Annotated in this window: 28 protein-coding genes; 16 read left to right on the forward strand and 12 right to left on the reverse strand. The window is 65.1% G+C overall.

Annotation, left to right across the window (positions count from 1 at the left end):
• Positions 1-85 precede the first annotated feature (85 nt).
• Both EAE28_RS10480 and EAE28_RS10485 read right to left on the reverse strand, forming a co-directional pair.
• Positions 86-433, reverse strand: a complete 348-nt coding sequence (locus EAE28_RS10480; protein WP_127105872.1) for a DUF6768 family protein — start codon at positions 431-433, stop codon at positions 86-88.
• Positions 426-977: an RNA polymerase sigma factor gene (locus EAE28_RS10485; RefSeq protein WP_127105874.1), complete on the reverse strand. Its 552-nt coding sequence runs from the start codon at positions 975-977 to the stop codon at positions 426-428. The genes EAE28_RS10480 and EAE28_RS10485 overlap by 8 nt, the downstream gene beginning before the upstream one ends.
• A 137-nt stretch (positions 978-1,114) precedes the next feature.
• On the opposite strand from EAE28_RS10485, the gene serS reads away from it, so the two are divergent.
• A complete protein-coding gene (gene serS, locus EAE28_RS10490) occupies positions 1,115-2,407 on the forward strand; it encodes a serine--tRNA ligase (protein WP_127105876.1) in 1,293 nt (430 codons plus the stop codon).
• A 293-nt stretch (positions 2,408-2,700) separates the two neighbouring features.
• Here the strand turns inward: serS and EAE28_RS10495 are convergent, their stop codons facing one another.
• Together EAE28_RS10495 and EAE28_RS10500 are read right to left on the reverse strand one after the other, a co-directional pair.
• Positions 2,701-3,630 (reverse strand): alpha/beta hydrolase, encoded by a 930-nt coding sequence (locus EAE28_RS10495; protein ID WP_127105878.1) that lies wholly within the window; start codon positions 3,628-3,630, stop codon positions 2,701-2,703.
• A 7-nt stretch (positions 3,631-3,637) separates the two neighbouring features.
• A complete protein-coding gene (locus EAE28_RS10500) occupies positions 3,638-3,922 on the reverse strand; it encodes an SCP2 sterol-binding domain-containing protein (protein WP_127105880.1) in 285 nt (94 codons plus the stop codon).
• A 193-nt stretch (positions 3,923-4,115) separates the two neighbouring features.
• Between EAE28_RS10500 and EAE28_RS10505 the strand changes: the two genes are divergently transcribed.
• From EAE28_RS10505 to EAE28_RS10530, 6 genes are all read left to right on the forward strand, one after another.
• Entirely contained in the window at positions 4,116-4,583 is a 468-nt protein-coding gene (locus EAE28_RS10505; protein ID WP_127105882.1) for a tetratricopeptide repeat protein, read from the forward strand.
• Positions 4,584-4,622: 39 nt separating this feature from the next.
• Complete coding sequence (locus EAE28_RS10510) at positions 4,623-7,586, forward strand: helicase-related protein (RefSeq protein WP_127105884.1); 2,964 nt, start codon at positions 4,623-4,625, stop codon at positions 7,584-7,586.
• Positions 7,583-7,996, forward strand: a complete 414-nt coding sequence (locus tag EAE28_RS10515) for an RNA-binding S4 domain-containing protein (RefSeq protein ID WP_181954486.1) — start codon at positions 7,583-7,585, stop codon at positions 7,994-7,996. The genes EAE28_RS10510 and EAE28_RS10515 overlap by 4 nt, the downstream gene beginning before the upstream one ends.
• A gap of 113 nt (positions 7,997-8,109) precedes the next feature.
• The gene (gene fdxA, locus EAE28_RS10520; protein ID WP_127105886.1) at positions 8,110-8,448 is read left to right on the forward strand and encodes a ferredoxin FdxA; all 339 of its coding nucleotides are present in this window, start codon (positions 8,110-8,112) and stop codon (positions 8,446-8,448) included.
• Between the two features lie 252 nt (positions 8,449-8,700).
• Positions 8,701-9,210, forward strand: a complete 510-nt coding sequence (locus EAE28_RS10525) for a CarD family transcriptional regulator (protein WP_127105888.1) — start codon at positions 8,701-8,703, stop codon at positions 9,208-9,210.
• A gap of 171 nt (positions 9,211-9,381) precedes the next feature.
• Positions 9,382-10,122, forward strand: coding sequence for a YebC/PmpR family DNA-binding transcriptional regulator (locus EAE28_RS10530; protein ID WP_127105891.1), 741 nt, complete (start codon positions 9,382-9,384; stop codon positions 10,120-10,122).
• Positions 10,123-10,220: 98 nt separating this feature from the next.
• On the opposite strand, the gene EAE28_RS10535 is transcribed toward EAE28_RS10530, so the two are convergent.
• Positions 10,221-11,141 (reverse strand): NYN domain-containing protein, encoded by a 921-nt coding sequence (locus EAE28_RS10535; RefSeq protein WP_127105893.1) that lies wholly within the window; start codon positions 11,139-11,141, stop codon positions 10,221-10,223.
• Between the two features lie 127 nt (positions 11,142-11,268).
• Between EAE28_RS10535 and EAE28_RS10540 the strand changes: the two genes are divergently transcribed.
• The gene (locus tag EAE28_RS10540; RefSeq protein WP_127105895.1) at positions 11,269-12,267 is read left to right on the forward strand and encodes an aldo/keto reductase; all 999 of its coding nucleotides are present in this window, start codon (positions 11,269-11,271) and stop codon (positions 12,265-12,267) included.
• 211 nt (positions 12,268-12,478) lie between these two features.
• Positions 12,479-13,480: a tryptophan--tRNA ligase gene (trpS, locus tag EAE28_RS10545; RefSeq protein ID WP_127105896.1), complete on the forward strand. Its 1,002-nt coding sequence runs from the start codon at positions 12,479-12,481 to the stop codon at positions 13,478-13,480.
• A gap of 39 nt (positions 13,481-13,519) precedes the next feature.
• Here the strand turns inward: trpS and EAE28_RS10550 are convergent, their stop codons facing one another.
• Both EAE28_RS10550 and EAE28_RS10555 read right to left on the reverse strand, forming a co-directional pair.
• Positions 13,520-15,070 (reverse strand): AMP-binding protein, encoded by a 1,551-nt coding sequence (locus tag EAE28_RS10550; RefSeq protein WP_127105898.1) that lies wholly within the window; start codon positions 15,068-15,070, stop codon positions 13,520-13,522.
• Positions 15,071-15,163: 93 nt separating this feature from the next.
• A complete protein-coding gene (locus EAE28_RS10555; protein ID WP_246022328.1) occupies positions 15,164-15,520 on the reverse strand; it encodes a DoxX family protein in 357 nt (118 codons plus the stop codon).
• Between the two features lie 287 nt (positions 15,521-15,807).
• Between EAE28_RS10555 and rpsA the strand changes: the two genes are divergently transcribed.
• The 4 genes from rpsA (at position 15,808) to EAE28_RS10575 (ending at position 19,056) form a co-directional block, all read left to right on the forward strand.
• Positions 15,808-17,484: a 30S ribosomal protein S1 gene (gene rpsA, locus EAE28_RS10560; protein WP_127105900.1), complete on the forward strand. Its 1,677-nt coding sequence runs from the start codon at positions 15,808-15,810 to the stop codon at positions 17,482-17,484.
• Positions 17,485-17,744: 260 nt separating this feature from the next.
• Positions 17,745-18,032 (forward strand): integration host factor subunit beta, encoded by a 288-nt coding sequence (ihfB, locus tag EAE28_RS10565; protein ID WP_127105902.1) that lies wholly within the window; start codon positions 17,745-17,747, stop codon positions 18,030-18,032.
• 9 nt (positions 18,033-18,041) lie between these two features.
• Positions 18,042-18,404 (forward strand): lipopolysaccharide assembly protein LapA domain-containing protein, encoded by a 363-nt coding sequence (locus EAE28_RS10570; protein WP_127105904.1) that lies wholly within the window; start codon positions 18,042-18,044, stop codon positions 18,402-18,404.
• A 7-nt stretch (positions 18,405-18,411) separates the two neighbouring features.
• Entirely contained in the window at positions 18,412-19,056 is a 645-nt protein-coding gene (locus EAE28_RS10575) for a phosphoribosylanthranilate isomerase (RefSeq protein WP_127105906.1), read from the forward strand.
• 26 nt (positions 19,057-19,082) lie between these two features.
• Here the strand turns inward: EAE28_RS10575 and EAE28_RS10580 are convergent, their stop codons facing one another.
• Both EAE28_RS10580 and EAE28_RS10585 read right to left on the reverse strand, forming a co-directional pair.
• On the reverse strand, positions 19,083-19,859 hold the full coding sequence (locus EAE28_RS10580) for a DUF4394 domain-containing protein (RefSeq protein WP_127105908.1): 777 nt from the start codon (positions 19,857-19,859) through the stop codon (positions 19,083-19,085).
• 90 nt (positions 19,860-19,949) lie between these two features.
• Entirely contained in the window at positions 19,950-20,159 is a 210-nt protein-coding gene (locus EAE28_RS10585; RefSeq protein WP_127105910.1) for a hypothetical protein, read from the reverse strand.
• 267 nt (positions 20,160-20,426) lie between these two features.
• Between EAE28_RS10585 and EAE28_RS10590 the strand changes: the two genes are divergently transcribed.
• Positions 20,427-21,122, forward strand: a complete 696-nt coding sequence (locus EAE28_RS10590) for an ankyrin repeat domain-containing protein (protein WP_164736607.1) — start codon at positions 20,427-20,429, stop codon at positions 21,120-21,122.
• Between the two features lie 28 nt (positions 21,123-21,150).
• On the forward strand, positions 21,151-22,383 hold the full coding sequence (gene trpB / locus EAE28_RS10595) for a tryptophan synthase subunit beta (protein WP_127105914.1): 1,233 nt from the start codon (positions 21,151-21,153) through the stop codon (positions 22,381-22,383).
• A gap of 141 nt (positions 22,384-22,524) precedes the next feature.
• On the opposite strand, the gene EAE28_RS10600 is transcribed toward trpB, so the two are convergent.
• From EAE28_RS10600 to EAE28_RS10610, 3 genes are all read right to left on the reverse strand, one after another.
• The gene (locus EAE28_RS10600; protein WP_127105916.1) at positions 22,525-22,920 is read right to left on the reverse strand and encodes a group III truncated hemoglobin; all 396 of its coding nucleotides are present in this window, start codon (positions 22,918-22,920) and stop codon (positions 22,525-22,527) included.
• 46 nt (positions 22,921-22,966) lie between these two features.
• Positions 22,967-23,350: a DUF2237 family protein gene (locus EAE28_RS10605; RefSeq protein WP_127105918.1), complete on the reverse strand. Its 384-nt coding sequence runs from the start codon at positions 23,348-23,350 to the stop codon at positions 22,967-22,969.
• A 96-nt stretch (positions 23,351-23,446) separates the two neighbouring features.
• Complete coding sequence (locus tag EAE28_RS10610; RefSeq protein WP_127105920.1) at positions 23,447-24,625, reverse strand: serine hydrolase domain-containing protein; 1,179 nt, start codon at positions 24,623-24,625, stop codon at positions 23,447-23,449.
• Between the two features lie 205 nt (positions 24,626-24,830).
• Here EAE28_RS10610 and EAE28_RS10615 point away from each other — a divergent pair, with 205 nt between their 5' ends.
• Positions 24,831-25,769 (forward strand): methyltransferase domain-containing protein, encoded by a 939-nt coding sequence (locus tag EAE28_RS10615; protein ID WP_127105922.1) that lies wholly within the window; start codon positions 24,831-24,833, stop codon positions 25,767-25,769.
• The last annotated feature ends 12 nt before the right edge of the window (positions 25,770-25,781 follow it).

Genomic DNA, 25,781 nt, shown 5'->3' on the forward strand with positions numbered 1-25,781 from the left:
CGCGTGGGTGCGCTTGCGGTTTGTTTCAGGGCGGGGCGGCGCGAAAGGGCTAGTGGAACGTCGCCTTGCCTGCGTGCCGGAGCGCTCAGCGGCCCTGCGCCAGCCGCAGCTCCAGCCGCCGCAGCGCCAGCAGCACGCGGTTGGCCTGCATCACCGGCATCAGCGCCATTTTCAGCTGCGTCGCAACGATCGCCAGCGTCGCGGCGCTGAGCCCCCATTTGAGCGCGGCCACGGCCTCGGTGGCGGTGTAGAAATGCCAGCCGGCCCAGACGGCGGCGACAAACATCACCACTTGCACGACCATCACCACCCAGGTGGTCCAGCCCGTGCGGCCCCCAAAGATGCTGAAGGCCAGTGCGAAATAGCCGGGGTCTACGGGGGCGGTGTCGTCGTCGGCCAGTGCCTCGGCGATCATGCGGTCCAGGTTATCCATTGTCGTCTCCTTCCAACAACGCCCTCAGCCGGGCGCGGGCATGCATGAGCCGGGTCTTGACCGTGCCCGGCGGGATGTCGAGGGCCTGAGCGACTTCAGCGACGCTCAAACCTTCAAGGTAAAACAGCGCCAGCGCGGCGCGCTGATGCGGGGGCAGTGCGGCGATTGCTGCCTGCAAGGCACCTGTTTCGACCGACCCATCGGGGCCTGCGGTATCAACGGGTTGCGCCTGCGCGAAGCCGTCATCGGCCTGACGCCGCCTGAGCTTGCGCCGCAGATCCCGGGCCGCTGTCCGCGTCACGATGCGCAACGCGAAGGCGATGAACGCACCCTCATCGCGCAGACCGGGCAGGGCGCGGGCAAGGGCGATCCACGCGTCCTGCACAATGTCGCGCGCCGTCTCGGCATCATCACACAGCCGACGCGCGTGGGCGCGCAGCACCGGATCGCACAGCCGCACCAGTGCCGCAAAGTCACCGGCGCGCCCCAGCCGTGCGCCGGCGGCGTGATAGGCGATCAGGGCTTTGCGTTTTTCCTGCGACATGCAGTCGGTCCTTGGGGTTCGCTATAGAGTGCCTCGGCCAACCGGTTCGGTTCACAGCCCGCGCAAAAAAAACCTCGGTCTTTTCCCGCGCGGCGCTTTGGTGCATATCATGGCGCGATCCAGACCTGAGGACGACCATGCACGACATCCGCGCCATCCGCGAGAACCCGCAAGCCTTTGACGCCGCCCTGGCCCGCCGTGGGCTGGCACCGCTCTCGGCCGGGCTGTTGGCCCTGGACGAAGCGCGCCGGGCCAAGATCCTTGCCGCCGAAACCGCGCAGGCCGAGCAGAACCGCGCGTCCAAGGAAGTCGGCGCGGCCAAGGCCAAGGGCGATGACGCCGAATTCGAGCGCCTGCGCGCGCTTGTGGCCGAGAAAAAGGCCGAGATCTCGCGGCTGGGTGTAGAGGCGGGCGAGGAAGACGCCAAGCTGACAGCCGCGCTCGAGGTCATCCCGAACCTGCCGCTGGACGTGGTGCCCGACGGCAAGGACGAGGCCGACAACGTCGAAATCCGGCGCTGGGGCACCCCACGCGCGCTGGACTTCGCACCGGTCGAGCATTTCGACATCGCGGGCGTCAAGCCCGGCCTTGATCTGGCGACGGCGGCCAAGCTGTCCGGCTCGCGCTTTATGGTGCTCAAGGGCGCCGTGGCCCGCGTCCACCGGGCGCTGGCGCAGTTCATGATCGACACGCATACGACCGAGCATGACCTGCTGGAATGCTGGACCCCGGTTCTGGTCAAGCCCGAGGCGATGTATGGCACCGGCAACCTGCCCAAATTCGCCGAGGACAGCTACGAGACGACCAACGGCTGGTGGCTGATCCCCACCTCGGAAGTCACCATGACCAACTTCGCCGCCGGTGAGATCCTCGACGGGGCCGCGCTGCCAGTGCGCATGACGGCGCATACCCATTGCTTCCGCTCCGAGGCGGGCTCGGCGGGCAAGGATACGACCGGCATCCTGCGCCAGCACCAGTTCGAGAAGGTCGAAATGGTCACCCTGTGCCACCCCGACGAGGCACTGGCCGAGCACGAGCGCATGACCGCCTGCGCGCAGGCGATTCTGGAAAAGCTGGAACTGCCTTACCGCACGGTCGTGCTGTGTACCGGCGACATGGGCTTTGGCAGCCAGAAAACCCATGACATCGAAGTGTGGTTGCCGGGGCAGAACACCTACCGCGAGATTTCGTCCTGCTCGACCTGCGGCCAGTTTCAGGCCCGCCGGATGAACGGCCGCTTCCGGCCTGAGGGCGGCGGCAAGCCCGAATTTCTGGCGACGCTGAACGGGTCGGGTCTGGCGGTCGGGCGCTGCCTGATCGCGGTGCTGGAGAATGGCCAGCAGGCCGACGGCTCGGTCACTCTGCCCGCCGCGCTGCATCCGTGGCTGGGCGGCAAGACGCGAATCACGGCTGAGGGTGCGCTGGCTTAAGCGGCGCAGGGCGGGGGGGGCTGCCGCCCCCCCCGCACCCCCCTGCCCAAAGGGGGTTTTCCACCCCCTTTGGAAACCCCCAAGGATATTGAGAGACAGAAAATGATAACACCCCGCTCCAGCTGGAACGGGGTGCCATTTCCTGTCACGGTCATCGGCATCCCTGCCTGTACCGCTCCATCACTCTCGACGTAAAACCTTGCGTTAAGGTTAACGCGCGCCGGCATTTTCTGTCTGGAAATATCCTCGGGGGGTGAATTCGGCTTTAGCCGAAGAGGGGGGCCGAGGCCCCCTTACCCCGTGTGCCGCTCGAACAGGTGCAGGGTTCTGGCGAGGAAGTCGTCGCGGACCTCCGGGCGTTCCATCAACAGCTCGTGCCTGGCGCCGGGGTAGTCGATCAACGCCGCGCCGGGCCAGCCGTCTGCGCGGTGTCGGATCGCCGGGTGGGCGACGATGGTGTCGTCGCTGCCCAAGCCAAAGAGGGCGGGCACCGCAGGGGCGGGCAGGGGAGCGAGCGCGGCAATTTCGCGCAGCGCGGCGCCCATCCAGCGCAGCGACGGGCCGCCGAGGCTGAGGCGCGCATCCCCCAGGACCTGCGCCTTCATGCGGTCGAACTGCGCGCGGTCGGTGGTCAGGTTGTTGTCGTCGAAACCCATGCTGGTGAGGCCGTAGGTCGGGCCGGTGGTCGGCGCATAGCCGGTGTCGGCCCCGACCAAGCGCGCAAGGGGTGTCACAAAGCGCAGCAAGGCAGCCTGCACCGGAGGCAAGGGCAGCCCCAGCATCGGCGCGCTGAAGGCCACGGCGGGCGGGGTCTTGCCGCGCATCAGCCCGCGCAGGGCGATGCAGCCGCCCATGGAATGCGCGATCCAGGGCAGGGGACCGGGTGCCAGCGTACCGGCCACCGCCAGCACTGCGTCGAGATCGCGCTGGAACTCGGCGAAGTCGCCGATATGGCCGCAAAGCGGATCGCTCAGCGCGCGATCGGCCAGCCCCTGACCGCGCCAGTCGACGACCAGCGCGCCCCAGCCCGCTGCGCCCAGGTCGCGCACCAGTTCGCCGTATTTCTCGATGTATTCCGTGCGGCCCGGCAGGATCAGCACATGCCGCGCGCCGGGCCAATGTGCCAGCCGGATCTGCACCCCGTCCGCCGCCTTCACCCAATACGCGCGCCCGCCATCGGGGGCGCCGCACTCGGCCAGCGGGGCGGGGGTCAGACCGGCCATCGCACGTTCAGCCCAGAACCGAGGCCAGCTTCATCGCGTCGCTCATCGAGCCGTCGATCTTCAGCTTGCCCTGCATGAAGGCCATCGTCGGGTTGATGTCGCCGTTCATCATGCCCTCGAACGTCTCGGCCGAGGCGGTCAGCGTGACGTCGGCTTCATCATCGCCCGCGCGCACACCGGCGTTGTCGAGAATGATCGAGCCCTCGTCTGCAATGACGAATTTCGCCGAGCCGTCAAAGCTGGAGACCTTGGCGGACAGGGCCTCGACGGCTTTTTCGATGATGTCGCTCATGTGTTCGTATCCTGATCGTGATCGCTGGGTAGGGACGCGCTGTCCGGGACCCCTCGCCTTTTGCCGAGGGTGCGCTATTCTGGCCAGTATGAAGCAGCGGCTCTCCTTCCTCAATCCTGTCGTGGCGGCAACATTTACGTTAACGTCAATAGCGCTGGCGTGGCCGGTTTTCGCACAACAAGATCGCACCGAGATGACGGTTTTGCTGCAGCAACTGGCCGATCCCGACGAGGAAGGCTGGATGCGCGTCGAGCGTCAGGTGCTGCGCGCATGGTCGCAATCGGGCTCGGCCACCATCGATTATCTGTTCCAGCGCGGCCAGACCGCCTTGCAGGCCGGGCAGGCCGATGAAGCGATCGACCATTTCAGCGCGGTGATCGACTATGATCCCGAATTTGCCGAGGCGTGGAATGGCCGCGCGACAGCGTATTTCCTGGCCAACCGGATGGGGCAGTCGCTGGCGGATATCGAGCAGGTGCTGCGCCTCAACCCGCACCACTTTGGCGCATTGGCCGGCTTGGCGATGATTCTCGAATCGCTGGAGCGGCCCGAGGATGCGCTGGCCGCCTATGAAGCCTCCCTCGCCATCAACCCGCACCAGCAGAACGTGATTGACGCTGTTGCGCGGCTCGCGCTTGCCTCGGCCGGGCAGGCGCTTTAGGTCGTCGGGCGCAGGCAACCGCCGCAGAGGCATTTCCGTATGAACAGCAAGGGCCGGGTGACTGCGGTATTGGGACCCACCAACACCGGCAAGACCCATTACGCCATCGAGAGAATGCTGGGCCATCGCACCGGCGTCATCGGCCTGCCGCTGCGCCTTTTGGCGCGCGAGGTTTATGACCGCATCGTTGCGCTGCGCGGCCCGTCGGTGGTGGCGCTGGTCACCGGCGAAGAGCGCATCGTTCCCGAGCGTACCCAGTATTGGGTCTGTACGACCGAAGCGATGCCCTTGGAGATCGGCGCGGATTTCATCGCGATTGATGAGATCCAGCTCTGTGCGGATCCCGACCGGGGGCATGTCTTCACTGACCGGCTGCTGAATGCGCGCGGGCTCTTGGAGACGCTGTTTCTGGGGTCGGACACCATGCGCGGCGCGATTGCCGCGCTGGTGCCGGGCGCGCAATTCGTGCGGCGCGAGCGGTTGTCGACGCTGACTTATTCCGGGTCCAAGAAAATCGCCCGGATGCCCGCGCGCTCGGCCATCGTCGCGTTCTCGGTCGAAAACGTCTACGCCATCGCCGAGCTGATCCGTCGCCAGAAGGGCGGTTGCGCCATCGTCATGGGCGCGCTCAGCCCCCGGACGCGGAATGCGCAGGTGGATCTCTATCAGAATGGCGATGTGGATTATCTGGTGGCGACCGATGCGATTGGCATGGGGTTGAACCTTGATATTCGCCATGTCGCCTTTGCCGGCACGTCGAAATTCGACGGTCGGCGGATGCGGCAGCTGAATCCGGACGAGCTTGCGCAGATCGCCGGGCGGGCAGGCCGGCACACGGCCGAGGGCAGCTTTGGCGTGACCGGAGAAGCGCGGCCGCTGCATCCTGAGGTTGTTGAGGCGATCGAGACACACCGTTTCCTGCCGATCCGCAAACTCCACTGGCGCAATACCCGGCTGGAGTTTGGCACGGCAGACCGGCTGATCAGTAGCCTTGAGCAGCATACACAGGACGAATGGCTGACCCGTGTGCGCGAGGCCGACGACCTCATGGCGCTGAAATCCTTGGCGGCGACGCCAGAGGTTTCGGCACGCATCCGCCATGCCAAGGATGTTCGCCTGCTGTGGGACATTTGCCGTATTCCCGATTTCCGCGGAATCTCGCATACTGAGCACACCAGCCTGCTGGCGCGGCTCTTCGAGTTCGTGCATGACGGCGGTCGCATACCGACCGACTGGCTGGCGCGGGCGATCAAGGGTATCGACCGGGTCGAAGGCGACATTGATACCTTGTCGCGAAGATTGGCCTTTATCCGGACGTGGACCTATGTTGCACAACGTGCAGGATGGGTTGATGACGAAAGCCATTGGCGCGGCGAGACTCGCGCTGTAGAAGACCGGCTGTCAGATGCGCTGCACGCGCGTCTGACCGCAGCATTTGTTGACCGGCGCACCAGTGTGTTGTTGCGGCGGTTGAACCAGAAGGAGAGCCTTGTGGCCGAGGTGAATGACAAGGGCGAAGTGACGGTCGAGGGCGAGTTCATCGGCCGTCTTGAAGGATTCCGGTTCCGTCAGGACAAGACGGAGTCCACCGAAGAGGCGCGCACGTTGCGCCAGGCCGCTGTGGCGGCTCTCGCCCCGGCGTTCAATCTGCGCGCGGACAAGTTCTATAACGCGCCCGATACCGAGATGGACTTCACCGAGCAGGGTGGCCTGATGTGGGGCGCCGAAGCGGTGGGCAAGCTGGTCGCGGGTTCGGACCCGCTGCGCCCGCAGGTTGTGGCCTTCGTCGATGACGAAGCCGGCACCGACGTTGCCGACAAGGTGCGTCGCCGCTTGCAGCATTTCATCGACCGCAAGGTTTCGGCGCTGTTCGAGCCGCTGTCGAACCTGCAGCGGGATGAGACGCTGTCGGGCATGGCGCGCGGCTTTGCGTTCCGGCTGGTCGAAAGCTTGGGTGTCCTGCCGCGCGAAGGCGTGGCCGAGGATGTGAAAGCGCTGGATCAGGAATCGCGCGGCATGCTGCGCAAGCATGGCGTGCGTTTCGGTCAGTTCACCATCTTCCTGCCCGCGCTCTTGAAACCCGCACCGACCCGTCTGCGTCTGGTTCTGTGGTCGCTGGCGCAGGGGCTGGATACCTTCCCTGAAAGCCCGCCGCCGGGTCTGGTGACGATCCCCAACATCCCCGATGTGCCGGTCGAGCATTACACCCTGTCGGGCTATCGCCCTGCCGGGTCGCGCGCGATCCGCATTGATATGCTGGAACGTCTGGCCGATCTGGTCCGCACCCGTGACGCCCGTGCCGGGTTCGAGGCGGCGGCAGAGATGCTGTCGATCACCGGCATGACGCTGGAGCAATTCGCCGATCTGATGCAGGGTCTGGGCTATGCCGCCGAGCGCGGCGAGCGCGTCAAGCAGCGTCCGGCGCCCAGCTCTGAGGCTACCGCCGAAGAGATCGCGGCGAAAGCCAAGGCGCAAGCCGACGCCTCGCATATCATCGTCGAAGAGGCCGAAGCTCCTGCCGCCGATGAGCCGGTGGCTGAGGGTGAGGCTCAGGCCGAAGCCGCCGCTCCGGCGGTCGCGCCCGAAGAGATGGAGGTGTTCTACACCTTCCGCTGGTCGCCCCGTCCGCGTCCGGCCCGCAACGATGGGCAACGCCGTGGTCCCCGCCGGGACCAAGGCCGCGATCAGGGCGCACCGCAGGGTCAGCCGCGCGATGCCGCTGCGCCGCAGGGCGAGCGTGCCCCGCGCGAAAAGCGTGACGGCGACGCTCCGCGGGGGGATCGTCCGCGTCGTGACGGCAAGCCTCAGGGTGAGCGGAACGACCGGTCCAAGGGCGGCAAGCCCGGTGGGAAGTTCGGTGGCAAGCGGGACGGCGAGCGCGATCAGCGCCGCGACAACCAGCAGCCGCGCAGCTTCACCTCGGGCCCCGAGCGCAAGCGTGACAAGATCGACCCTGACAACCCCTTCGCCGCCGCGTTGATGGGGCTGAAGGACAAGAAGTGAGCGCGGATACGGGCCTTCGCTTAGGCGAGGGCCCGATTCGGCTGGACAAATGGCTGTGGCACGCGCGGTTCTTCAAATCGCGCAGCCTCGCCGCCGGGGCCTGCGGCGGCTCGATGCGGGTCAATGGCCAGCCGGTGTCCAAGCCCTCGACCGCGGTCAAACACGGCGATGTGCTGACCTTCGCACAGGGCCATCAGGTCCGCGTGGTTCGGATTCTGGCCCCCGGCCTGCGGCGCGGTCCCGCGCCTGAGGCGCAGGCGCTTTATGACGATCTCACGCCACCACCCACAGCCGAGGACATCGCTGCCCGTGCCGCCGAGCGCGCCAGCCGTCCGCACGCCGATCAGGGCGGGCGACCCACCGGCAAGGCGCGCCGCACGCTGGATGCTTTGCGGGGCGGTGAGGGCTGACTGCGCGCGATCAACGGTCAGATCGCGGTTGCTTTGCCGCAACTTGCCCGACCTGCCTTGATTGATCGTCCCAAGGACGTTAAGTCCGCATCGAGTTAACTGCGAGATCAGCCATGACCTATGTCGTGATCGACAACTGCATTGCCTGCAAGTACACCGACTGCGTCGAGGTCTGCCCCGTCGACTGCTTCTACGAGGGTGAAAATTTCCTCGTTATCCACCCGGATGAATGCATCGACTGCGGTGTCTGCGAGCCGGAATGCCCGGCGGACGCGATTCGCCCGGATACCGAGCCGGGGCTGGAAAGCTGGGTCGAACTGAACCGCAAATATGCCGAGGTCTGGCCGGTGATCACCCAGCGCCGCGAACCTCTGCCCGACGCGCCAGATCGCGACGGTGAAGCCGACAAGCTGTCCAAATACTTCTCGGAAAAGCCGGGCGAGGGCAGCTGACGTAACGGAATGCAGGTGCAGCGCATGATGGCGCTCACAGTCACGCTGCTGTGCAGCGGGCGTTTTATTACGTGCTTTGATTCGGACCATTTTTGTGTTACAAGAGTGCCACAACAATGATCTGCCCGGCATCCGCAGTGCTGCTCGCCTGTGCGATGTTTTTTTTGGCCTCAGTGATTGATCCGGCGGGAAACGACGTTTCCCGTGGGTGTCTCTGTCGCTGAAAACCGGCCCAACTTGAGGAAGCCCAGCATGAGCAAGACCCGCAAGGCCGAATTCCGCCCGAACGAGTTTGTTGTCTACCCGGCCCATGGGGTCGGCCAGATCGTCTCGATCGAAGAGCGTGAAATCGCCGGGATGCAGCTCGAACTTTTCGTCATCTCGTTCGAAAAGGACAAGATGACGCTGCGCGTGCCGACCGACAAGGCGACAGCCGTTGGTATGCGCTCGCTCAGCTCGCCCGACATCGTGTCCAAGGCTCTGGCCACTCTTAAAGGCAAAGCCCGCGTCAAGCGTGCCATGTGGTCGCGCCGCGCGCAGGAATATGAGCAAAAGATCAACTCGGGCGACCTGCTGGCCATCGCCGAAGTCGTGCGCGACCTGCACCGCACCGACGACCAGCGCGAGCAGTCTTACTCGGAGCGTCAGCTCTACGAGGCCGCGCTTGAGCGTCTGACCCGCGAAGTCGCTGCCGTTTCGGGCATCGACGAAGCCGGGGCCGCCAAGCAGGTCGGTGAAGTGCTGGTCGCCCGCGCGGCCTGATTTCTCGGCGCTTTAAAGGCTGATGATTGATTTCCACACCCCGGGCACAGCCTGGGGTGTTTGCGTTTGTGCCGTGTAACGGCCGCAAAACAACGCGGATTGCAGGCCGGACTTGCCAGCCGAGGTGTGACTGCACTATAGCCTGCCCGATCACGATTATCGGAGACGACCATGGCAGGCCACTCAAAATGGGCCAACATCCAGCATCGCAAGGGCCGGCAGGATGCTGCGCGCTCGAAGATGTTCTCGAAGTTCTCGAAGGAAATCACCGTCGCTGCCAAGATGGGCGACCCTGACCCCGACAAGAACCCGCGCCTGCGGCTGGCGGTCAAGGAAGCCAAATCGCAGTCGATGCCCAAGGATAACATCGAACGCGCGATCAAGAAGGCGATTGGCGGCGACGCCGACGCCTATGAAGAAATCCGCTATGAGGGCTATGGCCCCAATGGCGTGGCGGTGATCGTCGAGACGATGACCGACAACCGCAACCGCACGGCGTCCAACGTGCGCTCGGTCTTTGCCAAGAACGGTGGCAATCTGGGTGAAACCGGCTCGGTCGGGTTCATGTTCGACCGGATGGGGCAGATCGTTTACCCCGCCAAGGTCGGCAGTGTCGATGCGGTGATGGAAGCCGCGATCGAGGCCGGGGCGTCGGATGTGGAAAGCTCGGAAGACGAGCACGTCATCTGGTGCGAGTTCGAGGACGTGAACGAGGTCTCGACCGCGCTGGAGGCCGCTTTGGGCGAGTCGGAGTCGACCAAGCTGGTCTGGAAGCCGCAGACCACGACCGAGCTGGATCTGGACGGCATGCAGAAGCTGATGAAGCTGATCGACGCGCTGGAAGACGACGATGACGTGCAGACCGTCACGGCGAATTTCGAGGCGTCGGACGAGGTGATGGAACAGCTCTGAGCTGGTTCTGACAGCGCTGGACGGGAAGAAGGGGGGCCTTGCCCCCCTCTTTGCTGCGCAAATTCACCCCCCAGGATATTTATCGACAGATGATGGGGTCAGCGTTTCGACGCCAGCGTGAAGCGGGTGTCGTTGCCGGTTCCGGTGATGGTGATCTGGGGTAGCTTGCTGGCGAGATATTTCGCCCACGGGGTGTTTGGTGCTGCGCGCGCGAGGTTGCTGGCCTTGAGATGCTTGCCGAGCGTCAGCGGCGTTTGTGGGGCTTTTGTGATGAGCGCGAGGATCTCGGCATCAAGGGCAGACAGGGCGGCGGTTGGGGGTGTCTGAGTTCTTGAGGTCACACGCAAGAGCGTGGTGTCGCCGGAACCGGTGATCGCAAAATCAGCGATCTTGGCGCGAAGAAAACTGCGCCAGCGGGGGTATCCGTCAGGCAGTGTATGGCCTGCGGCCCGCATCGCATGCCCGAAGGCGGCAGGATCCATTGGCGATCTCAGGAGCAGGGTGCGGGCGGCTTGTGCAATCGCAGCCTCGGATTGCGCATCAGGTCTGGCAGGTTGACGGGGCGGAGCGGGTTTCTGGTCGGGCGCCGTGAGGCAGGCTGTGGCGCTACAGGCGCGCAGAAACGCGTCGGGCACTTTGGCACCGGCAAGCCCCAGCACCGGAAAGCCGCGGGCGCGCAGGGATTGGGCGAGGGGGGCGAAGTCGCGGTCATTGCTGGCCAGCGCGAAGCCGTCGACTGAACCGGAATAGCTGAGCTCCACGGCCTCGATCGCCAGCAGCATGTCGGTGACATTCTTGCCCGAATGCGCGTGCATCAGCCGGAAGTCAGGCCGTTCATGCCACGCGCCCAGTCGGCGCGCGTCGCCATAGACGCGCAGAACCGTCAAGGTTCCCAGATTGCGGGCCAGTGACAGAATCCTGTCAGCCTGCGCGGCGGCGATATTCTCGCCATCAACCAGCAGGGCGACGGCCTGACAGCGGGCGGCGGCCGGCACCGCACGATTGGGGGAAAAATCCATGAACCCTCGCAAAGCAACAAGAGCCGCAACCCTGCCGTGCACGAATGGCGAAAGTGAGGCGCATCATGGGCTTGACCCTGCGACATCAAGGCCGCAGGTAAAGGGCAACAGCAAAGCGGAGACTGCCATGAAGACGCGCAAACTGGGATCGTCGGGGATCGAGGTTTCGGCCATCGGCTATGGGGCAATGTCCTTTGCCGATTTCTACGGGCCGACCGATGAAGCGGCCTCGCATGCCATTCTGGACATGATGCGCGAGCGGGGGGTGACGCATTTCGACACCTCGAACGTCTATGGCATGGGCCGGTCCGAGCGCTGGATGGGCAGCTATCTGGCCAGGAACCCCGGCGCGCGCAGTGAGTTCGTCATCGCCACCAAGGCCGCGATCAGCCGCGATGCCGAGGGCAAGCGCTTGATCGACAACAGTGCCGCGCATCTGGAAGCCGAGCTGGACAAGAGCCTTGAGAAGCTGGGCGTGGACCATGTGGACCTGTTCTACGTCCACCGCCGCGAGGCGGATCGCCCGATTGAAGAGGTGGCTGAGACGCTGGCGAAGCTGCGCGCCTCGGGCAAGACGCGCGCTGTCGGGTTTTCCGAGATTGCGCCGGCCTCCCTGCGCCGGGCTGCGGCGGTGACGCCGATTGATGCGGTGCAGTCCGAGTACAGCCTGCAGACCCGCGCGCCCGAACTGGGGCTGGTGCAGACCTGCGCCGAGCTGGGCACGTCGCTGGTGGCCTTCTCGCCGGTGGGGCGGTCGATGCTGACGGATAACCCGGTGCGGCCGGACCGGATCGGCGACATTGCGTTCCTGCACAGCAATCCGCGCTTTGTGGGTGAGAATTTGGTGGCGAACCTGAAGATCACCGACGCCTTCCGCGCCTTGGCCGCCGAGATGGGCGAACCGGCGGCGGCGCTGGCGAACGCATGGCTGCTCACGCGGGGCGAGCATATCCTGCCGATCCCCGGCACCCGCTCGACCGCGCATTTTGCCGAATGCCTGCGCGGGGCCGAGATCATGCTGTCGGCCGAGGCGCTGGCGCGGATCGACGCGGTGCTGCCGGTAGGCTGGGCGCATGGTGACCGCTATGACGTCACGCAATGGATCGGGCCCGAGCGCTTCTGCTGAGCGCGCTTGCGCGGCGCGCGGCCCTGCGCTAGGGCTGCGCGCATGACACGGGTAACGCGCATTTCCAACACTTGGTGGCTGGCCTCCTGACAAGGCGGCTTGCGACACAGGTTTTGAAACCTATCCTGTCACGACAAGGCCGCCGCCATGGGCGGCCTTTTGCATGAATGCTTCCCCTTCGGCGGCGGTCTCTTATCCCCAAGGAGAGACCATGACCAAACCCGTTATCCTGACCGGCGACCGCACGACTGGCCCGTTGCACATTGGCCATTATGCCGGATCGCTGAAAAGCCGGCTTGAGATGCAAGACAGCCACGAGCAGTTCCTGTTGCTGGCCGACACGCAGGCGCTGACCGACAACGCCAATGACCCCGACAAGGTGCGCCGCAGCGTGCTGGAGGTGGCGCTCGATTATCTGGCGGTGGGGATTGATCCGGCGAAATCCACGATCTGCTTGCAATCGCACCTGCCCGCACTGGCCGAATTGTCGATGCTGTATCTGAACTTCGTCACCGTCGCCCGGCTGGAGCGCAATCCGACGATCAAGGACGAGATCCGCGCGCGGGGCTTTGGCCGCGATATTCCGGCGGGGTTCCTGTGTTACCCGGCGGCGCAGGCCGCTGACATCACCGGCTTTCGCGCCACGGTGGTGCCGGTGGGTGAAGATCAGGCCCCGCTGATCGAGCAGACCAACGAGATCGTGCGCCGGGTGAATGCGGTGGCGGGCCAATCGGTGCTGCCCGAGGCGCGGGCGGTGATCCCAAAGGCCGGGCGGTTGCCGGGGATAGACGGCAAGGCGAAGATGTCGAAGTCGGGCGGCAACGCGATTGCGCTGTCGGCCTCGCCAGACCAGATCGCGGCGGCGGTCAGGGCGATGTTCACCGATCCGGGGCATCTGAGGGTGAGCGATCCGGGTCGGGTGGAGGGGAATGTGGTGTTCACCTATCTCGACGCGTTCGACGAGGACCACACTGAGGTCGCGGCGCTCAAAGAGCAGTATCAGCGCGGCGGTTTGGGCGATGGGGTGATAAAGCGGCGGCTGGACGGGGTCTTGCAGGCTCTGATCGGACCGATCCGTGACCGGCGGGCGGAGCTGGCGCGCGATCCGGGCTATGTGCTCGACGTGATCCGGCAGGGGACCGAAGTGGCGCGGGCGCGCACGCAGGACACGCACCGCGCGTTGGTTCAGGCGCTGGGGTTGTTCCGATTGTGAGCCGGGGCAGGGGCGCGGATGCCGCGCCCCCCCTTTGCGTCAGGCGGTCTCGGCCATCTTGTCGCGCAGCAAACGGCGCAGGATCTTGCCCGAGGCAGATTTCGGGATCGCGTCCACCACCTCAAGCCGCTTGATCTGCTTGTAATGCGACACCTGCGGGTCGAGGAACGCCTGAACCTCGGCCAGACTGGGCGCGCTGGCCGATACGATAAACGCCATCGGTACTTCACCGGCATCCGCATCCTGTACGCCGATCACCGCGGCGTCCGTGATCGCCGGGTGGGTGAGCAAAAGCGCCTCCAGCTCGGCCGGGGCAACCTGGAACCCTTTGACCTTGATCAGCTCTTTCAATCGGTCGGTGATGAACAGATAGCCGTCGTCATCGAAATGCCCGATGTCGCCGGTGCGCAGCCAACCGTCGACGATGGTCTCGGCGGTGGCTTTGGGGTTGCCCAGATACCCTTTCATCACCTGCGGCCCTTTCACCCAGATCTCACCATCCTCGCCGGTGGGCAGATCGCGCAGCGTGACGGGATCGACAATGCGGCACTGGGTGTTGGGGATCGTCACGCCCGACGCCCCGGCGCGCCCCTTGCCGCGCGGGGTGATGTGGGTCACCGGGCTGGCCTCGGTCATGCCATAACCTTGCGTCGCGGCGGTGTTCAGACGGGTGCCCATGGCCTCGGCCACATCGGCACCCAAAGGCGCGGCGGCAGAGTTGACCTGAACCAGTGTCGACAGATCAAAACGCTCAACGATGGGGTGCTTGGCCAGCGCCAGCGCCACCGGCGGGACGATCCACATGCGCGGTGTGCGGTGGGTCTGGCACAGGGTCAGGAACTGCTCCAGATCGAAACGCGGCACGGTGACGAGCGTCCCGCCTGACCCGAGATAGAAGTTCATCAGAACCTGCAACCCGTAGATATGGAAGAACGGCAGGAAGGCGACGGTGTGCTCGCGCTCGACCAGCGGGGCCAGGGCCAGCGACTGCGCCATGTTCACGCTCAGGTTGCGATGGGTCAGCATCACGCCCTTGGGCAACCCTGTGGTGCCCGAGGAATAGGGCAGGCAGACGAGATGGTCGTCCAGATCGACAGGCGCCTGTTCGGCCAGCGGCTGGCCCATGAAGGCGGCAAGACCGCGCGTTTCGCCGACATCCGGGCCGATCAGGATGATTTCCCGAACCCGCGTGCCCGCGACCGCTGCCTTGGCCGTGTCGAGGAAAGGCGCAATGGTCACCAGCAGCTCGGCCCCTGCGTCGATCAGCTGATGACGCAGCTCGGGCGCTGTGTAGGTCGGGTTAACCGTGGTCACCGTGCCGCCCGCCCAGGCGACGGCGTGAAAGACGGTGCAGAACTCGGGGATATTGGGGGCCATCAGCGCGACGCAGCCGCCCGGCGCATAGCCGCGCGCGGTCAGCCCGCCTGCCAGTGCCTTGACGCCGCTCATAAACTGCGCGCCGGTGACGGCACGGCCGGTCGGGCCGTCGATCAGTACGGTGGCCTCGGGGTCTATCCCTTCGAAAACGTACTCGGTGATGCTGATGTCGCGGATCGCTACATCCGGGTACGGGCTAGTATAGATGGTCATGGTGGTTCCTCCCTCGGCGGGCAGCTTAGCAGCAAGCGGGCTTGTGCCTAGTCCTGCCGGGGCAGGGCTCACGCAGTCGGGAAGGGGTGTTTGTCAGCCGCGCCGCAGCGGGAACAAGCGCCGCAAGGCCGGGTTGCGCAGCCAGAGCCCGGCCCACATCAGCGCGCCCAGATAGATGCCGAACAGCGTGTGGCTGGCAAGGGGCGAGCCCGCGCGCAACTGGGTGGTGATCGCGCCGCCAAGGATCGCCATCATCAAAACCGCACCCAGAACGCTGGTGGGGGGCCACAGATAGAGCAGGGTGCAGAGCAGTTCGAGCCCGCCGATCAGCAGTACCGGCGCATCGGGCCAGCCCAGATCGGTCAGTGTCTGCGTGGCCACGGGCAGGCCCAGCAGCTTGGGCGCGACCGAGGCCCCCAGCATGAACAGCGCAAACAGCGACGAGAGCACCCATCCCCCCCCGGTTCAAAGTGGATTCGCGCATTTCGACCCCCTTGTTCGCCGCGCCGATACGGCGCGCAAGCCGCCTGAGGCCGTCAAGGGACTCCGGACCCCGCAAAACAAGGCCGGAACGCTTGCCAGCCGGCCACATTCGGTCTATAGCCCGCCCCATCCCGAGGCGAGCTTGCAACGGGCGTCCGTTCTGGCGCCCGCTTTCGGCTTTCTTGAACGGGCAGGATAAGACCGGCGGAGCCAACCGTCTGGCCAGTGAAACAGACCCAAAGGAACTGACATACATGAGCGCTAACAGCATGGCTGAATTCGAAGCTCTTCTTGAAGAGAGCTTTGAAATTGACACCCCCTCTGAAGGGACGGTTGTCAAAGGCAGGGTCATCGCCATCGAGGCGGGCCAAGCCATTATCGACGTGGGCTACAAGATGGAAGGTCGCGTCGACCTGAAAGAATTCGCAAACCCGGGCGAAGCCCCCGAGGTTGAAGTCGGCGACGAAGTCGAGGTTTACCTCGAGCGCGTCGAAAACGCCCGTGGCGAAGCCGTTGTGAGCCGTGAGAAGGCCCGCCGCGAAGCCGCCTGGGACCGTCTGGAAAAAGCTTACGAAAAAGAAGAACGTGTCGAAGGCGCGATCTTTGGCCGCGTCAAGGGTGGCTTCACCGTCGATCTGGGCGGTGCTGTTGCGTTCCTGCCCGGCAGCCAGGTCGATGTGCGCCCCGTGCGCGATGCCGGCCCGCTGATGGGTCTGAAGCAGCCGTTCCAGATCCTGAAAATGGACCGTCGCCGTGGCAACATCGTTGTCTCGCGCCGCGCCATTCTGGAAGAGAGCCGCGCCGAACAGCGTGCTGAAGTCATCGGCAAACTGGCCGAAGGTCAGGTGCTGGATGGTGTCGTCAAGAACATCACCGAATACGGTGCCTTCGTTGACCTCGGCGGCGTTGATGGCCTGCTGCACGTCACCGATATGGCCTGGCGCCGCATCAACCACCCGTCCGAAGTCCTGTCGATCGGCCAGAGCCTCAAGGTTCAGGTCATCAAGATCAACAAGGAAACCCACCGCATCAGCCTGGGCATCAAGCAGCTGCAAGCCGATCCGTGGGATTCGGTCGAGGCCAGCTATCCTCTGGCGTCGGTCCACAAAGGCCGCGTGACCAACATCACCGATTACGGCGCGTTCGTCGAGCTGGAGCCGGGTGTCGAAGGTCTGGTCCACGTCTCGGAAATGAGCTGGACCAAGAAGAACGTGCACCCCGGCAAGATCGTCTCGACCTCGCAAGAAGTCGAAGTCATGGTGCTGGAAATCGACAGCGCCAAGCGCCGCGTGTCGCTGGGCCTCAAGCAGACCCAACGCAACCCGTGGGAAGTGTTTGCTGAATCGCACCCCGCTGGCTCGGGTATCGAAGGCGAAGTCAAGAACATCACCGAATTCGGTCTGTTCATCGGCCTCGACGGCGATATCGACGGCATGGTCCACCTTTCGGACCTGTCGTGGGATCAGCGCGGCGAAGAAGCCATCCAGCAGTACCGCAAGGGTGACGTGGTGCAGGCCGCCGTTCTGGAAGTCGACGTCGAGCGCGAGCGTATCTCGCTGTCGATCAAGGCTCTGGGCGCCGACACCTTCTCGGAAGCCGTTGACGGCGTGAAGCGCGGCTCGATCATCACGGTCGAAGTCACGATGATCGAAGAGGGCGGCATCGAGGTCGACTACAACGGCATGAAGTCCTTCATCCGTCGTTCGGACCTTGCCCGTGACCGCGTCGACCAGCGTCCTGAGCGCTTCGGCGTCGGCGACAAGCTGGACGTGCGTGTGACCTCGGTTGATTCGAAGACCCGCAAGCTGGGCCTGTCGATCAAAGCCCGCGAGATCGCCGAAGAGAAAGAAGCCGTGGAACAGTACGGCTCGTCGGATGCCGGTGCGTCGCTGGGCGACATCCTCGGCGCCGCTCTGCGCGACCGCACCTAAGCTTCGGTTGCCAGAACAAGCACAGGGCTCCGCGAAAGCGGGGCCCTTCGCTTTTTTGGGAAACGATTCGCGACGCAACGTCACAAAAGCGACAGCGCTCTGCGGGCCAAATGCCTGCCAAACGAGATTTGACGGCGCAAACATGCGGATTCGTGCAGTTTTCGTTGTGTGTGTGTTTGAAAGTCCTATAGTCGACAAGACTTCGCGGTGTCCTGAAAAGGCATCATTTTTTCAACTATGTGCCACCTGGGGGGGAGGCAATGATCCGTTCAGAGCTGATCCAGAAACTAGCCGAAGCCAACCCGCACCTCTACCAGCGGGACGTTGAGCGAATTGTTAACACCTTTTTTGACGAGATCATCGAGGCGCTCTCGCGCGGCGAACGGGTCGAGTTGCGCGGTTTTGGCGCATTCTCGGTCAAACAAAGAGATGCGAGGGTTGGGCGTAATCCGCGGACCGGCGACACCGTCGAGGTCGAGGAAAAATGCGTCCCCTTCTTTAAGACCGGCAAGCTGTTGCGTGACCGGCTGAACGGGCTGGAGCCCTGATCTGACCTTATGAAATACCTACGCTACGCTTTTCTTGCCATCATCCTGCTGCTCTGTGTCACCGTGGCGCTGGCCAACCGTGACCCGGTGACGCTGGCCCTGTGGCCGGACACCGTAACCGCATTCATCGGGTTTGGTTATTCGCTGACCTTGCCGCTGTTTGTGATCGTCGGGCTGGCAGTCGGGCTGGGTCTGGTGCTGGGCCTGATCTGGGAATGGCTGCGCGAGCGTGGCCAGCGGGTCGAGGGCAAGAAGGCGCAAAAAGAACTGGCGCGGGTCAATGCGGGCACCACGCCCGCCGCGCCAGCCAACACCACCAGCACTGCGCCGCGCGATCAGGTTCTGGCGATCCTTGACGACAAGGACACATGAGTCCGCGATGTCTGCGAACGTTCGAGTGAAGATCTGCGGCCTGACCCGGCCGCAGGACATTGACGCCGTGGTTGCAGCGCAGGCCGCCTATGGCGGTCTGGTGTTCTTCCCCAAATCCCCCCGCGCGGTGAGCATCGCACAAGCGCGCGACCTGTCGCTGGCGTCCCCGGTCGGGCTGGCGCGTGTCGGGCTGTTCGTCAATCCTGACGACGCGCTGCTGGATGCTGTACTGGCCGAAGTCCCGCTGGATATTCTTCAACTGCACGGCACAGAATCGCCCGGGCGCGTGTCCGAATTGCGGGCTCGTCACGGGTTGCCGGTGATGAAGGCGGTCGGCGTCGCCGGGCCCGAGGATCTGGGCGCGCTGACGACTTACGGCAGCGTGGCCGACATGCTGCTGGTCGATGCCAAACCGCCGCGCGATGCCGTCCTGCCGGGCGGCAACGGTCTGGCGTTTGACTGGCGCCTGATCGCCGGTCGGCGCTGGCCGGTGCCGTGGATGCTGGCCGGGGGGCTGACGCCAGACAATGTGCGCGAGGCGATTTTGCTCACCGGGGCGACGCAGGTCGATGTCTCGTCGGGCGTTGAAAGCGCGCCGGGCGTCAAGGACGCCGACGCGATTGCCCGCTTCACCGCAGCCGCCAAAGGCTGAGGCGCGCGGGCATCGCGGCGCAGGCGTCAGCGCGTCGGAACGATCGCCAGATCGCGGATCTCACCGTCGACGCCTTGCAGTTCCCACGACTGCGTCACCGCGCCGGTCTCAAGATCCACGACATTGAGCGCGCCATTCGCCGCCAGCCACGCGGTGTTTTCCCCCTCGACTGAGCTTGCAATGTCAAAGCCGATGAGCCCCGACAGCTGTTCGCCCAGCATCCCGATCACAACATTGGTGCCATCATTGGGTGGGCTCTGCATCAGGAGTGCGCTCATCTCGGTGTCGATGTTGTACATCGCCGTCTCGGACGGGCGACCAACGCTGTTGATATAGGCGCTGCCCACGACCATCGGCGTCTGGGTGTTGTGCTCTCCCTGCGGGTCGAAGCTGAGCGGCCCGTCCATCTCGACCGCGCCCGACGTCAGATCGACGCGTTGGTTGACCGTGCCGGACATGAAGCGCAACGCATCGGCTTGCGGGTTGATCTCGACGATCACCGGCACGCCGTCTTCGATTGGCAGGCGCTCGTTCACGTTGACGATGGTGCTGATTCGGCCGGTGCGCCAGTCGATGTTGACCACTTGCCAGTCATTGGTCACGCCGATCAGCTGCTCGGTATTGGGCCGCCAGTCGATGCCCAACAGCCGACCCGAGGTCAGCTCGACCGTGTCGGTAACCGTTGCGGTTGTTGTGTTGATCACCACCAACGTGCTGTCGCCGGTCAGGCCAATGGCGGTCTGCGCAGAGGCTGCAGTGCCCGCCACAAGCGCGGCGGTCGAGAGTGTCAGGATCAAACGCATGGGAAACCTCATCAGAGTGGGCTGGCTGCCGCGTACCGGCGCCTTGCCAAACCAACGGGGGAGGCGTGTTAGGGTTTCAACACGCGGTGATCACAGACCTGTGACCGGGCGGTCTTTCGCTGCCTCATCAAGCGATGCATCGGGAACGCGGGGTGTCATGACGAGCGTGCCGACAAGGCCCACGGTGATCGAGGCCGTGGCGACCGAGCCGCTGGCTTGCGTGCTGCGTGCCGGAGACGCCGCCAGCGCCCCCTGCGCGAGCAGAGCGATGAAGGGGAGGACGAGAAGGCGGTGGGCCATGAGGGACTCCAGAGTGCGGGGCCGTCTTGCGCGGGTTACAGGTGATAACGCGCGCGTGTTCAGATAGTTTCACGCAGCTGTGAAGTTTTTCCGGCGCTCGGCGGAATATTCGCCGAAAAGATGGCCGCGGGGGTGAAAAGAGTTACGGGACGAGGGGTTGAACCCGGTCCGTGCGGCGCTACCGTGGCCCCCATGACGCAAGACCGGAAAAAAGGCCCGGTGCAAGGCCCTGAAGGGGAACGCCCGTCGCGGCGGTTGTCATCTGTTGTGATCGTTCTCGTTGGGGTCGGGGTGACGGCGGGCGGGTTGGTTGCCTATTGCAGCCTCGAACAGGCACGCAGCCCTCCCGCGCTGGACGCCGCGCTGCGCAGCGCGCTCAGCACCTGCGATGCCGATGGTGTGCGCCGTGCCCTGTCGCGCGGTGCCGATCCCAACGTCAGCCCCTTTGTCAGCGCCGCCGCGCCGCAAGCAGACATCCCTGCCGTGCGCCCGCTCGCAGGGACAAGCCGACGGCCTGTTATGGCGTTTGGCTCGTGCCCCACGCCTGCCGTGCTGCAAGCGATGGTTGATGGAGGGGCCGATCTGACTCCGGACCTGCGACGACTGGCTGACCGCGCCATGCGTCCGCCGCGTCCGCAGGTTATCGCCTGGCTGCTTGACAACGGGTTGTCGGCGCAGACCCGATGGCCCAACGCGGAAGGGTGGGAAACCCTGTGCCACCGCGCGGCGCGCAGTGCGCAGGCCGAGGTGTTGCGCGTCGTTCTGGACGCGGGTGCCGATCCCAACGGCCGAGACAGCGGCGGGCTGACGCCACTGGCGCGCTTGCGTCACGACATGGCGCGGGCGCTCGCGAACCGTGGACGTCCGCAAAGCACCCGCGACCCCGGTAATCTGGCAAATGACCCCGATGAGCGCTTTGCGGATGTCATTGCCATGTTGCAGGAGGCAGGCGGAACAGAGTAGGCAGAGACAAGCCACGAGGGGGATCCCCATGCCTGATGACCTGAAAAATTCCTTTATGAGCGGCCCCGATGATGCGGGGCGGTTCGGTATCTTTGGCGGACGTTTCGTCTCGGAAACGCTGATGCCGCTGATCCTTGAACTTGAAGAGCGCTACGAGTTCGCCAAGACCGACCCGAGCTTCTGGGCCGAGATGGACGATCTGTGGAAAAACTACGTGGGTCGCCCCTCGCCACTGTATCTGGCACAGCGCCTGACCGATGAGCTGGGCGGGGCCAAGGTTTACCTCAAGCGCGAAGAGCTGAACCACACCGGCGCGCACAAGATCAACAACGTGCTGGGCCAGATCATTCTGGCGCGGCGCATGGGCAAGACCCGGATCATCGCCGAAACCGGCGCGGGCCAGCACGGCGTGGCCACGGCCACGGTCTGCGCCAAGTTCGGGCTGAAATGCATCGTCTATATGGGCGCCACCGACGTCGAGCGTCAGGCCCCCAACGTGTTCCGGATGCGCCTGCTGGGGGCCGAGGTGATCCCCGTCACCAGCGGTCGCGGCACGCTGAAAGACGCGATGAACGACGCGCTGCGCGATTGGGTGACCAATGTGCGCGACACGTTCTATTGCATCGGCACGGTCGCCGGGCCGCACCCGTACCCGGCGATGGTGCGCGATTTCCAGTCGATCATCGGCAAGGAAACCCGCTGGCAGCTGGAAGAGCAGGAAGGCGTTGGTCGTCTGCCTGACACCATCGTCGCCTGTGTCGGCGGTGGCTCGAACGCGATGGGGCTGTTCCACCCGTTCCTCGATGACGAATCGGTGCGTATCATCGGGGTCGAGGCCGGCGGCCACGGCGTCGACGACCGCATGGAGCATTGCGCCTCGCTGACCGGCGGGCGCCCCGGCGTGCTGCACGGCAACCGGACGTATCTGTTGCAGGACGCGGACGGTCAGATCCTTGAGGGGCACTCGATTTCGGCGGGCCTCGATTATCCCGGCATCGGGCCGGAACATTCGTGGCTGCACGATATCGGCCGGGCCGAGTATGTGTCGATCACCGATGACGAGGCGCTGGAGGCGTTCCAGCAGCTGTGCCGGACCGAGGGCATCATCCCCGCGCTGGAAAGCGCGCATGCGATGGCCCATGTCGCCAAGATCGCGCCGGGTCTGCCCAAGGACCATATAATCGTGGTGAACCTGTCGGGTCGCGGCGACAAGGACATCTTCACCGTCGCCAAGCATCTGGGTTTCGAGATGAAGGTCTGAGACCGGGCGCGGCGGGCCTCGGGGGCATCGAGCCCCCTCGGCCCGCTCGGGGGGCGCTGCCCCCCGCCGGGCCTTGCAGGCCCGCCCCCCGGGATATTTAGGGCATAAAGTTGGAGCGCCGTGAGGTGCTCCTTTTGCGTTTCAGCGCAGGATCGGCGGGCCGTCGTTGTGGCGCTCGACCAGACCGGCGCGCAGGCTGGAGCCGATGCGTTCGGCCATCGTGAGCCAGGCTTTGGCGATGTCGGGGGGAAGCTGGCGGTTCAGGGCCAGTTCGAACAGCCCCAGCCAGGCGGAGAACATGCCGGGCCGGACGTTGCCGGCGGCTTTATGAACCAGCATCGGATTGCCGTCATAGCTGCGCTCATACAGGATCGCGTTGCGCCAGAAGCCGGCGATCCTGGCCTCATGCGCAGGCCAGTCGGTGACATGGGCGGCGAAGACCGGCCCAAGGCCCGGATGCTGGCGGATGAGCGCGTAGAACTCGGCGACGACGGCGTCGATCTGTTCAGGGGTGATGTCGAAACGGGGCGGTATCATGCACGGTATCTGCGCCGCGCCTTGCGTTGGTGCAAGAGACACATGGTCACAGGCCGCTACCCTCATCCACTGCGCAGCTTTGCAGCACGTCCAGCGGCACAATCGCCAGCGTGGCAAGGTGGGTGGCGCGCAGGCGGACGCGGGGCGCGGCCCCTTCGTCGTGGGCCTGCAGGAAGCGCGCGGCGCACAGGCACCACTGGTCGCCGGGCTTGAGACCGGCAAAACCGTATTCAGGGCGCGGGGTGCTCAGGTCATTGCCGAGGTATTTGGAGAAGGCAAGAAACTCGGCCGTCATCTCGGCGCAGACGGTATGGCGGCCGGTGTCCTCGTCGCCGGTGTCGCAGCAGCCGTTGCGATAAAAGCCGGTCACCGGGTCCAGCGAACAGGCTTCCAGCGCCCCGCCGAGCACGTTGAGTGAAGCGTCGGGCATGTCGTCTCCTTTTGCCGATACGGGCTTTGGCAGGCAGCCTAGCACAAATCCAAAGCCCGTGGCGGGTCACAATACCTTACGCATGCCGGCCCTTGGCTATTCCTCGGGCTGGGGTGTGGCCAGAGGCGAAAGACTGTCGGCAATGGCGCGGAGCATGGCGATGTTGGCATCCATGACCCCCGGCTCACGGAACGCGCGGTCGGCACTGTTCACGGCGATCACCACATTGCGGTCGCGGTCGATCCAGATGAACTGGCCATAGACGCCGCGCGCGTAGACTTCACCCGGCGCAGCCGCGGGGGGTATCCACCACTGATAGCCATAGCCGACATCCCCCGGCGCGCTGGCGGCGGTGGATTGGGCAACCCAATCGGCGGGGATGATCTGGCGGCCTTGCCAGACGCCGCCCTGTTCGACAAGCTGACCCAGCCGCGCATAATCGCGCGTCGTCAGGTTCAGCCCGCCCAGCACAAAGGCGACGCCGTGGCCGTCGGTGACGTAATAGGGCGCACGCTCGAGCCCAAGCGGGATGAACAGGCGTTCCTGCATCAGATCGGGGATCGTGCGGCCCGTGGCACCCCGGATCACCATGCTGATCACATGCGTATCAATCGACACGTAATGCCATTCGGTGCCCGGCGGGGCGATGCGACCGGTCTGCCCGGCGGAGAACCCGTCCATCGAGCCGCCCAGTGCCAGCACCCGGCCCATGCGGTTGATGTCGGACCAGAAGTCGAGATAGTCCTCATTGAACGCCACGCCCGACGCCATGTTCAGCACGTTGCGGATGCTGGCCCCGTCATAGGCCGAGCCGCGCAGTTCAGGCGCGTATTGCGTCACCGGGGCGTCCAGATCGGGGATCGTGCCGTCAGCGACCAGCGTGCCCAGCAGCAGCGACAGTGCACTTTTCGCCACCGACCACGAGACGCGCAGATCCTGCGGATCGGTGCCAAGTCGGTAATTCTCATACACCAGCGCGCCGTCGTGCAAGACCACGGTGGCGGTCACATGGCGGGCCTCTTGCCACGCGTCGAACCCCTCGGGCATCTGCGCGGGCGTGCCCTGCGGCAGGACCGAGGGCGTGCCGCCCTGCATGGCCGCGCTGTGGAACAGCGTGTCCATATGCGAGAAGTTCTGCACGATGCGGTCCTCGGCGAACAGCGAGTTGACCGCCATCAGCCGCGTCAGATCCTCGCGCTTCCAGAAGCCCACAGCGGCGGCCAGCACCACAAGCACCAAGACCACCCAGCCCAATCTCTTGAAAAATTTGCGCATGATCGCTCCTCCCGCTGCCACTGTGACACGAGCGCGCTGCAAGACAAGCGTGACGAGGCGGCAAAGCCTGCGATCCCTCTTGACGGCTGGCCCCGCGCCGCCGTATCGCAGCGCTTGCAACGCGGGCCTGACGGGCCGGGCGCTGTGCTCGGGTCCGTCGTGCGGCCAGCTGGCCAACGGCCGATCCCCTTTTGAAAGCGTGAGAATGGCAGCGTGGGGCGCGTCCTCGGGCGACCTGATCGTGGATCGGCGGTTCGCCTTTGCCGAAGGGCTGGCGGCCGAGGGCGATCTGGCGGCGGCGATCGAGCTGTTGACCGAGGCGTTGGAGCGGGTGCCCGACTGGGCAGCGGGCTGGTTCCGGCTGGGCGAGTGGCATGAGGGCGCAGGCGCGCAAGATGCCGCTTGTGCTGCGTGGGAACGCGCCTTGGCGCTGGACCCGGCGGACCGGCTGGGGGCGGGCATCAAGCGCGATCTGGCACGCCGGGTGCCGGTGATCGAGACGCTGCCTTCGGCCTTTGTCGAGACGCTGTTCGACCAATACGCCGCCAAGTTCGACACCGCGCTGGTGGAGAAACTGGAGTATCGCGCGCCCGATCTGTTGCAGGCCGCGCTTGAGGGGCGGCATTTTGCCCGCGCCATGGATCTGGGCTGCGGCACCGGCCTGGCAGGAGAGGCGTTTCGTGGCGCTGTCGGTTGGCTGGCGGGCTGCGATCTGTCGGCGGCGATGCTGGCGCAGGCGCAGGCGAAGGGGGTCTATGACCAGCTGGGCAAGGCCGATCTGGCCGAGCTGGCACTGGGCGCGCAGTATGATCTGATCCTTGCCGCCGATGTCTTCGTCTACCTCGGCGCTCTGGAGCGGATCGTTGCGTGGTGCGCCGGGTCGCTGACACCTGAGGGCGTGCTGGCCTTCACCGTTGAGGCGGGCGAGGCGCCGCTGACCCTGCGCGAAAGCCGCCGTTTTGCCCATTCGCGGGACTACGTCGAGGCCGTGCTGGCGGCGGCGGGGTTCACGGCGGTGCAGATCACGGATGCCGTGCTGCGCCGGGACCGGGGGGCGGCGATCCACGGGTTTGTCGTGGTGGCGCAAGGTCTTGTACGGCAGGCCCGCTGGCAGAGTGATGGCGAAGATGCGGTGCTGGCCTGAGGGCTGGCGTTG

This window comes from Pararhodobacter zhoushanensis (assembly GCF_003990445.1).
GTDB lineage: Bacteria > Pseudomonadota > Alphaproteobacteria > Rhodobacterales > Rhodobacteraceae > Pararhodobacter > Pararhodobacter zhoushanensis.

Bases quoted from the DNA above. Each gene is read 5' to 3' on its own strand.
- EAE28_RS10485 (WP_127105874.1), bottom strand. From the start codon at position 977: ATGTCGCAGGAAAAACGCAAAGCCCTGATCGCCTATCACGCCGCCGGC.
- EAE28_RS10550 (WP_127105898.1), bottom strand. From the start codon at position 15,070: ATGACCATCTATACTAGCCCGTACCCGGATGTAGCGATCCGCGACATC.
- EAE28_RS10480 (WP_127105872.1), bottom strand. From the start codon at position 433: ATGGATAACCTGGACCGCATGATCGCCGAGGCACTGGCCGACGACGAC.
- serS (WP_127105876.1), top strand. From the start codon at position 1,115: ATGCACGACATCCGCGCCATCCGCGAGAACCCGCAAGCCTTTGACGCC.
- EAE28_RS10540 (WP_127105895.1), top strand. From the start codon at position 11,269: ATGAAGACGCGCAAACTGGGATCGTCGGGGATCGAGGTTTCGGCCATC.
- EAE28_RS10575 (WP_127105906.1), top strand. From the start codon at position 18,412: ATGTCTGCGAACGTTCGAGTGAAGATCTGCGGCCTGACCCGGCCGCAG.
- EAE28_RS10580 (WP_127105908.1), bottom strand. From the start codon at position 19,859: ATGCGTTTGATCCTGACACTCTCGACCGCCGCGCTTGTGGCGGGCACT.
- fdxA (WP_127105886.1), top strand. From the start codon at position 8,110: ATGACCTATGTCGTGATCGACAACTGCATTGCCTGCAAGTACACCGAC.
- EAE28_RS10505 (WP_127105882.1), top strand. From the start codon at position 4,116: ATGACGGTTTTGCTGCAGCAACTGGCCGATCCCGACGAGGAAGGCTGG.
- EAE28_RS10535 (WP_127105893.1), bottom strand. From the start codon at position 11,141: ATGGATTTTTCCCCCAATCGTGCGGTGCCGGCCGCCGCCCGCTGTCAG.
- trpS (WP_127105896.1), top strand. From the start codon at position 12,479: ATGACCAAACCCGTTATCCTGACCGGCGACCGCACGACTGGCCCGTTG.
- ihfB (WP_127105902.1), top strand. From the start codon at position 17,745: ATGATCCGTTCAGAGCTGATCCAGAAACTAGCCGAAGCCAACCCGCAC.
- EAE28_RS10530 (WP_127105891.1), top strand. From the start codon at position 9,382: ATGGCAGGCCACTCAAAATGGGCCAACATCCAGCATCGCAAGGGCCGG.
- EAE28_RS10600 (WP_127105916.1), bottom strand. From the start codon at position 22,920: ATGATACCGCCCCGTTTCGACATCACCCCTGAACAGATCGACGCCGTC.
- trpB (WP_127105914.1), top strand. From the start codon at position 21,151: ATGCCTGATGACCTGAAAAATTCCTTTATGAGCGGCCCCGATGATGCG.
- EAE28_RS10510 (WP_127105884.1), top strand. From the start codon at position 4,623: ATGAACAGCAAGGGCCGGGTGACTGCGGTATTGGGACCCACCAACACC.
- EAE28_RS10500 (WP_127105880.1), bottom strand. From the start codon at position 3,922: ATGAGCGACATCATCGAAAAAGCCGTCGAGGCCCTGTCCGCCAAGGTC.
- EAE28_RS10610 (WP_127105920.1), bottom strand. From the start codon at position 24,625: ATGCGCAAATTTTTCAAGAGATTGGGCTGGGTGGTCTTGGTGCTTGTG.
- EAE28_RS10570 (WP_127105904.1), top strand. From the start codon at position 18,042: ATGAAATACCTACGCTACGCTTTTCTTGCCATCATCCTGCTGCTCTGT.
- EAE28_RS10615 (WP_127105922.1), top strand. From the start codon at position 24,831: ATGGCAGCGTGGGGCGCGTCCTCGGGCGACCTGATCGTGGATCGGCGG.
- EAE28_RS10605 (WP_127105918.1), bottom strand. From the start codon at position 23,350: ATGCCCGACGCTTCACTCAACGTGCTCGGCGGGGCGCTGGAAGCCTGT.
- EAE28_RS10585 (WP_127105910.1), bottom strand. From the start codon at position 20,159: ATGGCCCACCGCCTTCTCGTCCTCCCCTTCATCGCTCTGCTCGCGCAG.
- EAE28_RS10495 (WP_127105878.1), bottom strand. From the start codon at position 3,630: ATGGCCGGTCTGACCCCCGCCCCGCTGGCCGAGTGCGGCGCCCCCGAT.
- EAE28_RS10525 (WP_127105888.1), top strand. From the start codon at position 8,701: ATGAGCAAGACCCGCAAGGCCGAATTCCGCCCGAACGAGTTTGTTGTC.
- rpsA (WP_127105900.1), top strand. From the start codon at position 15,808: ATGAGCGCTAACAGCATGGCTGAATTCGAAGCTCTTCTTGAAGAGAGC.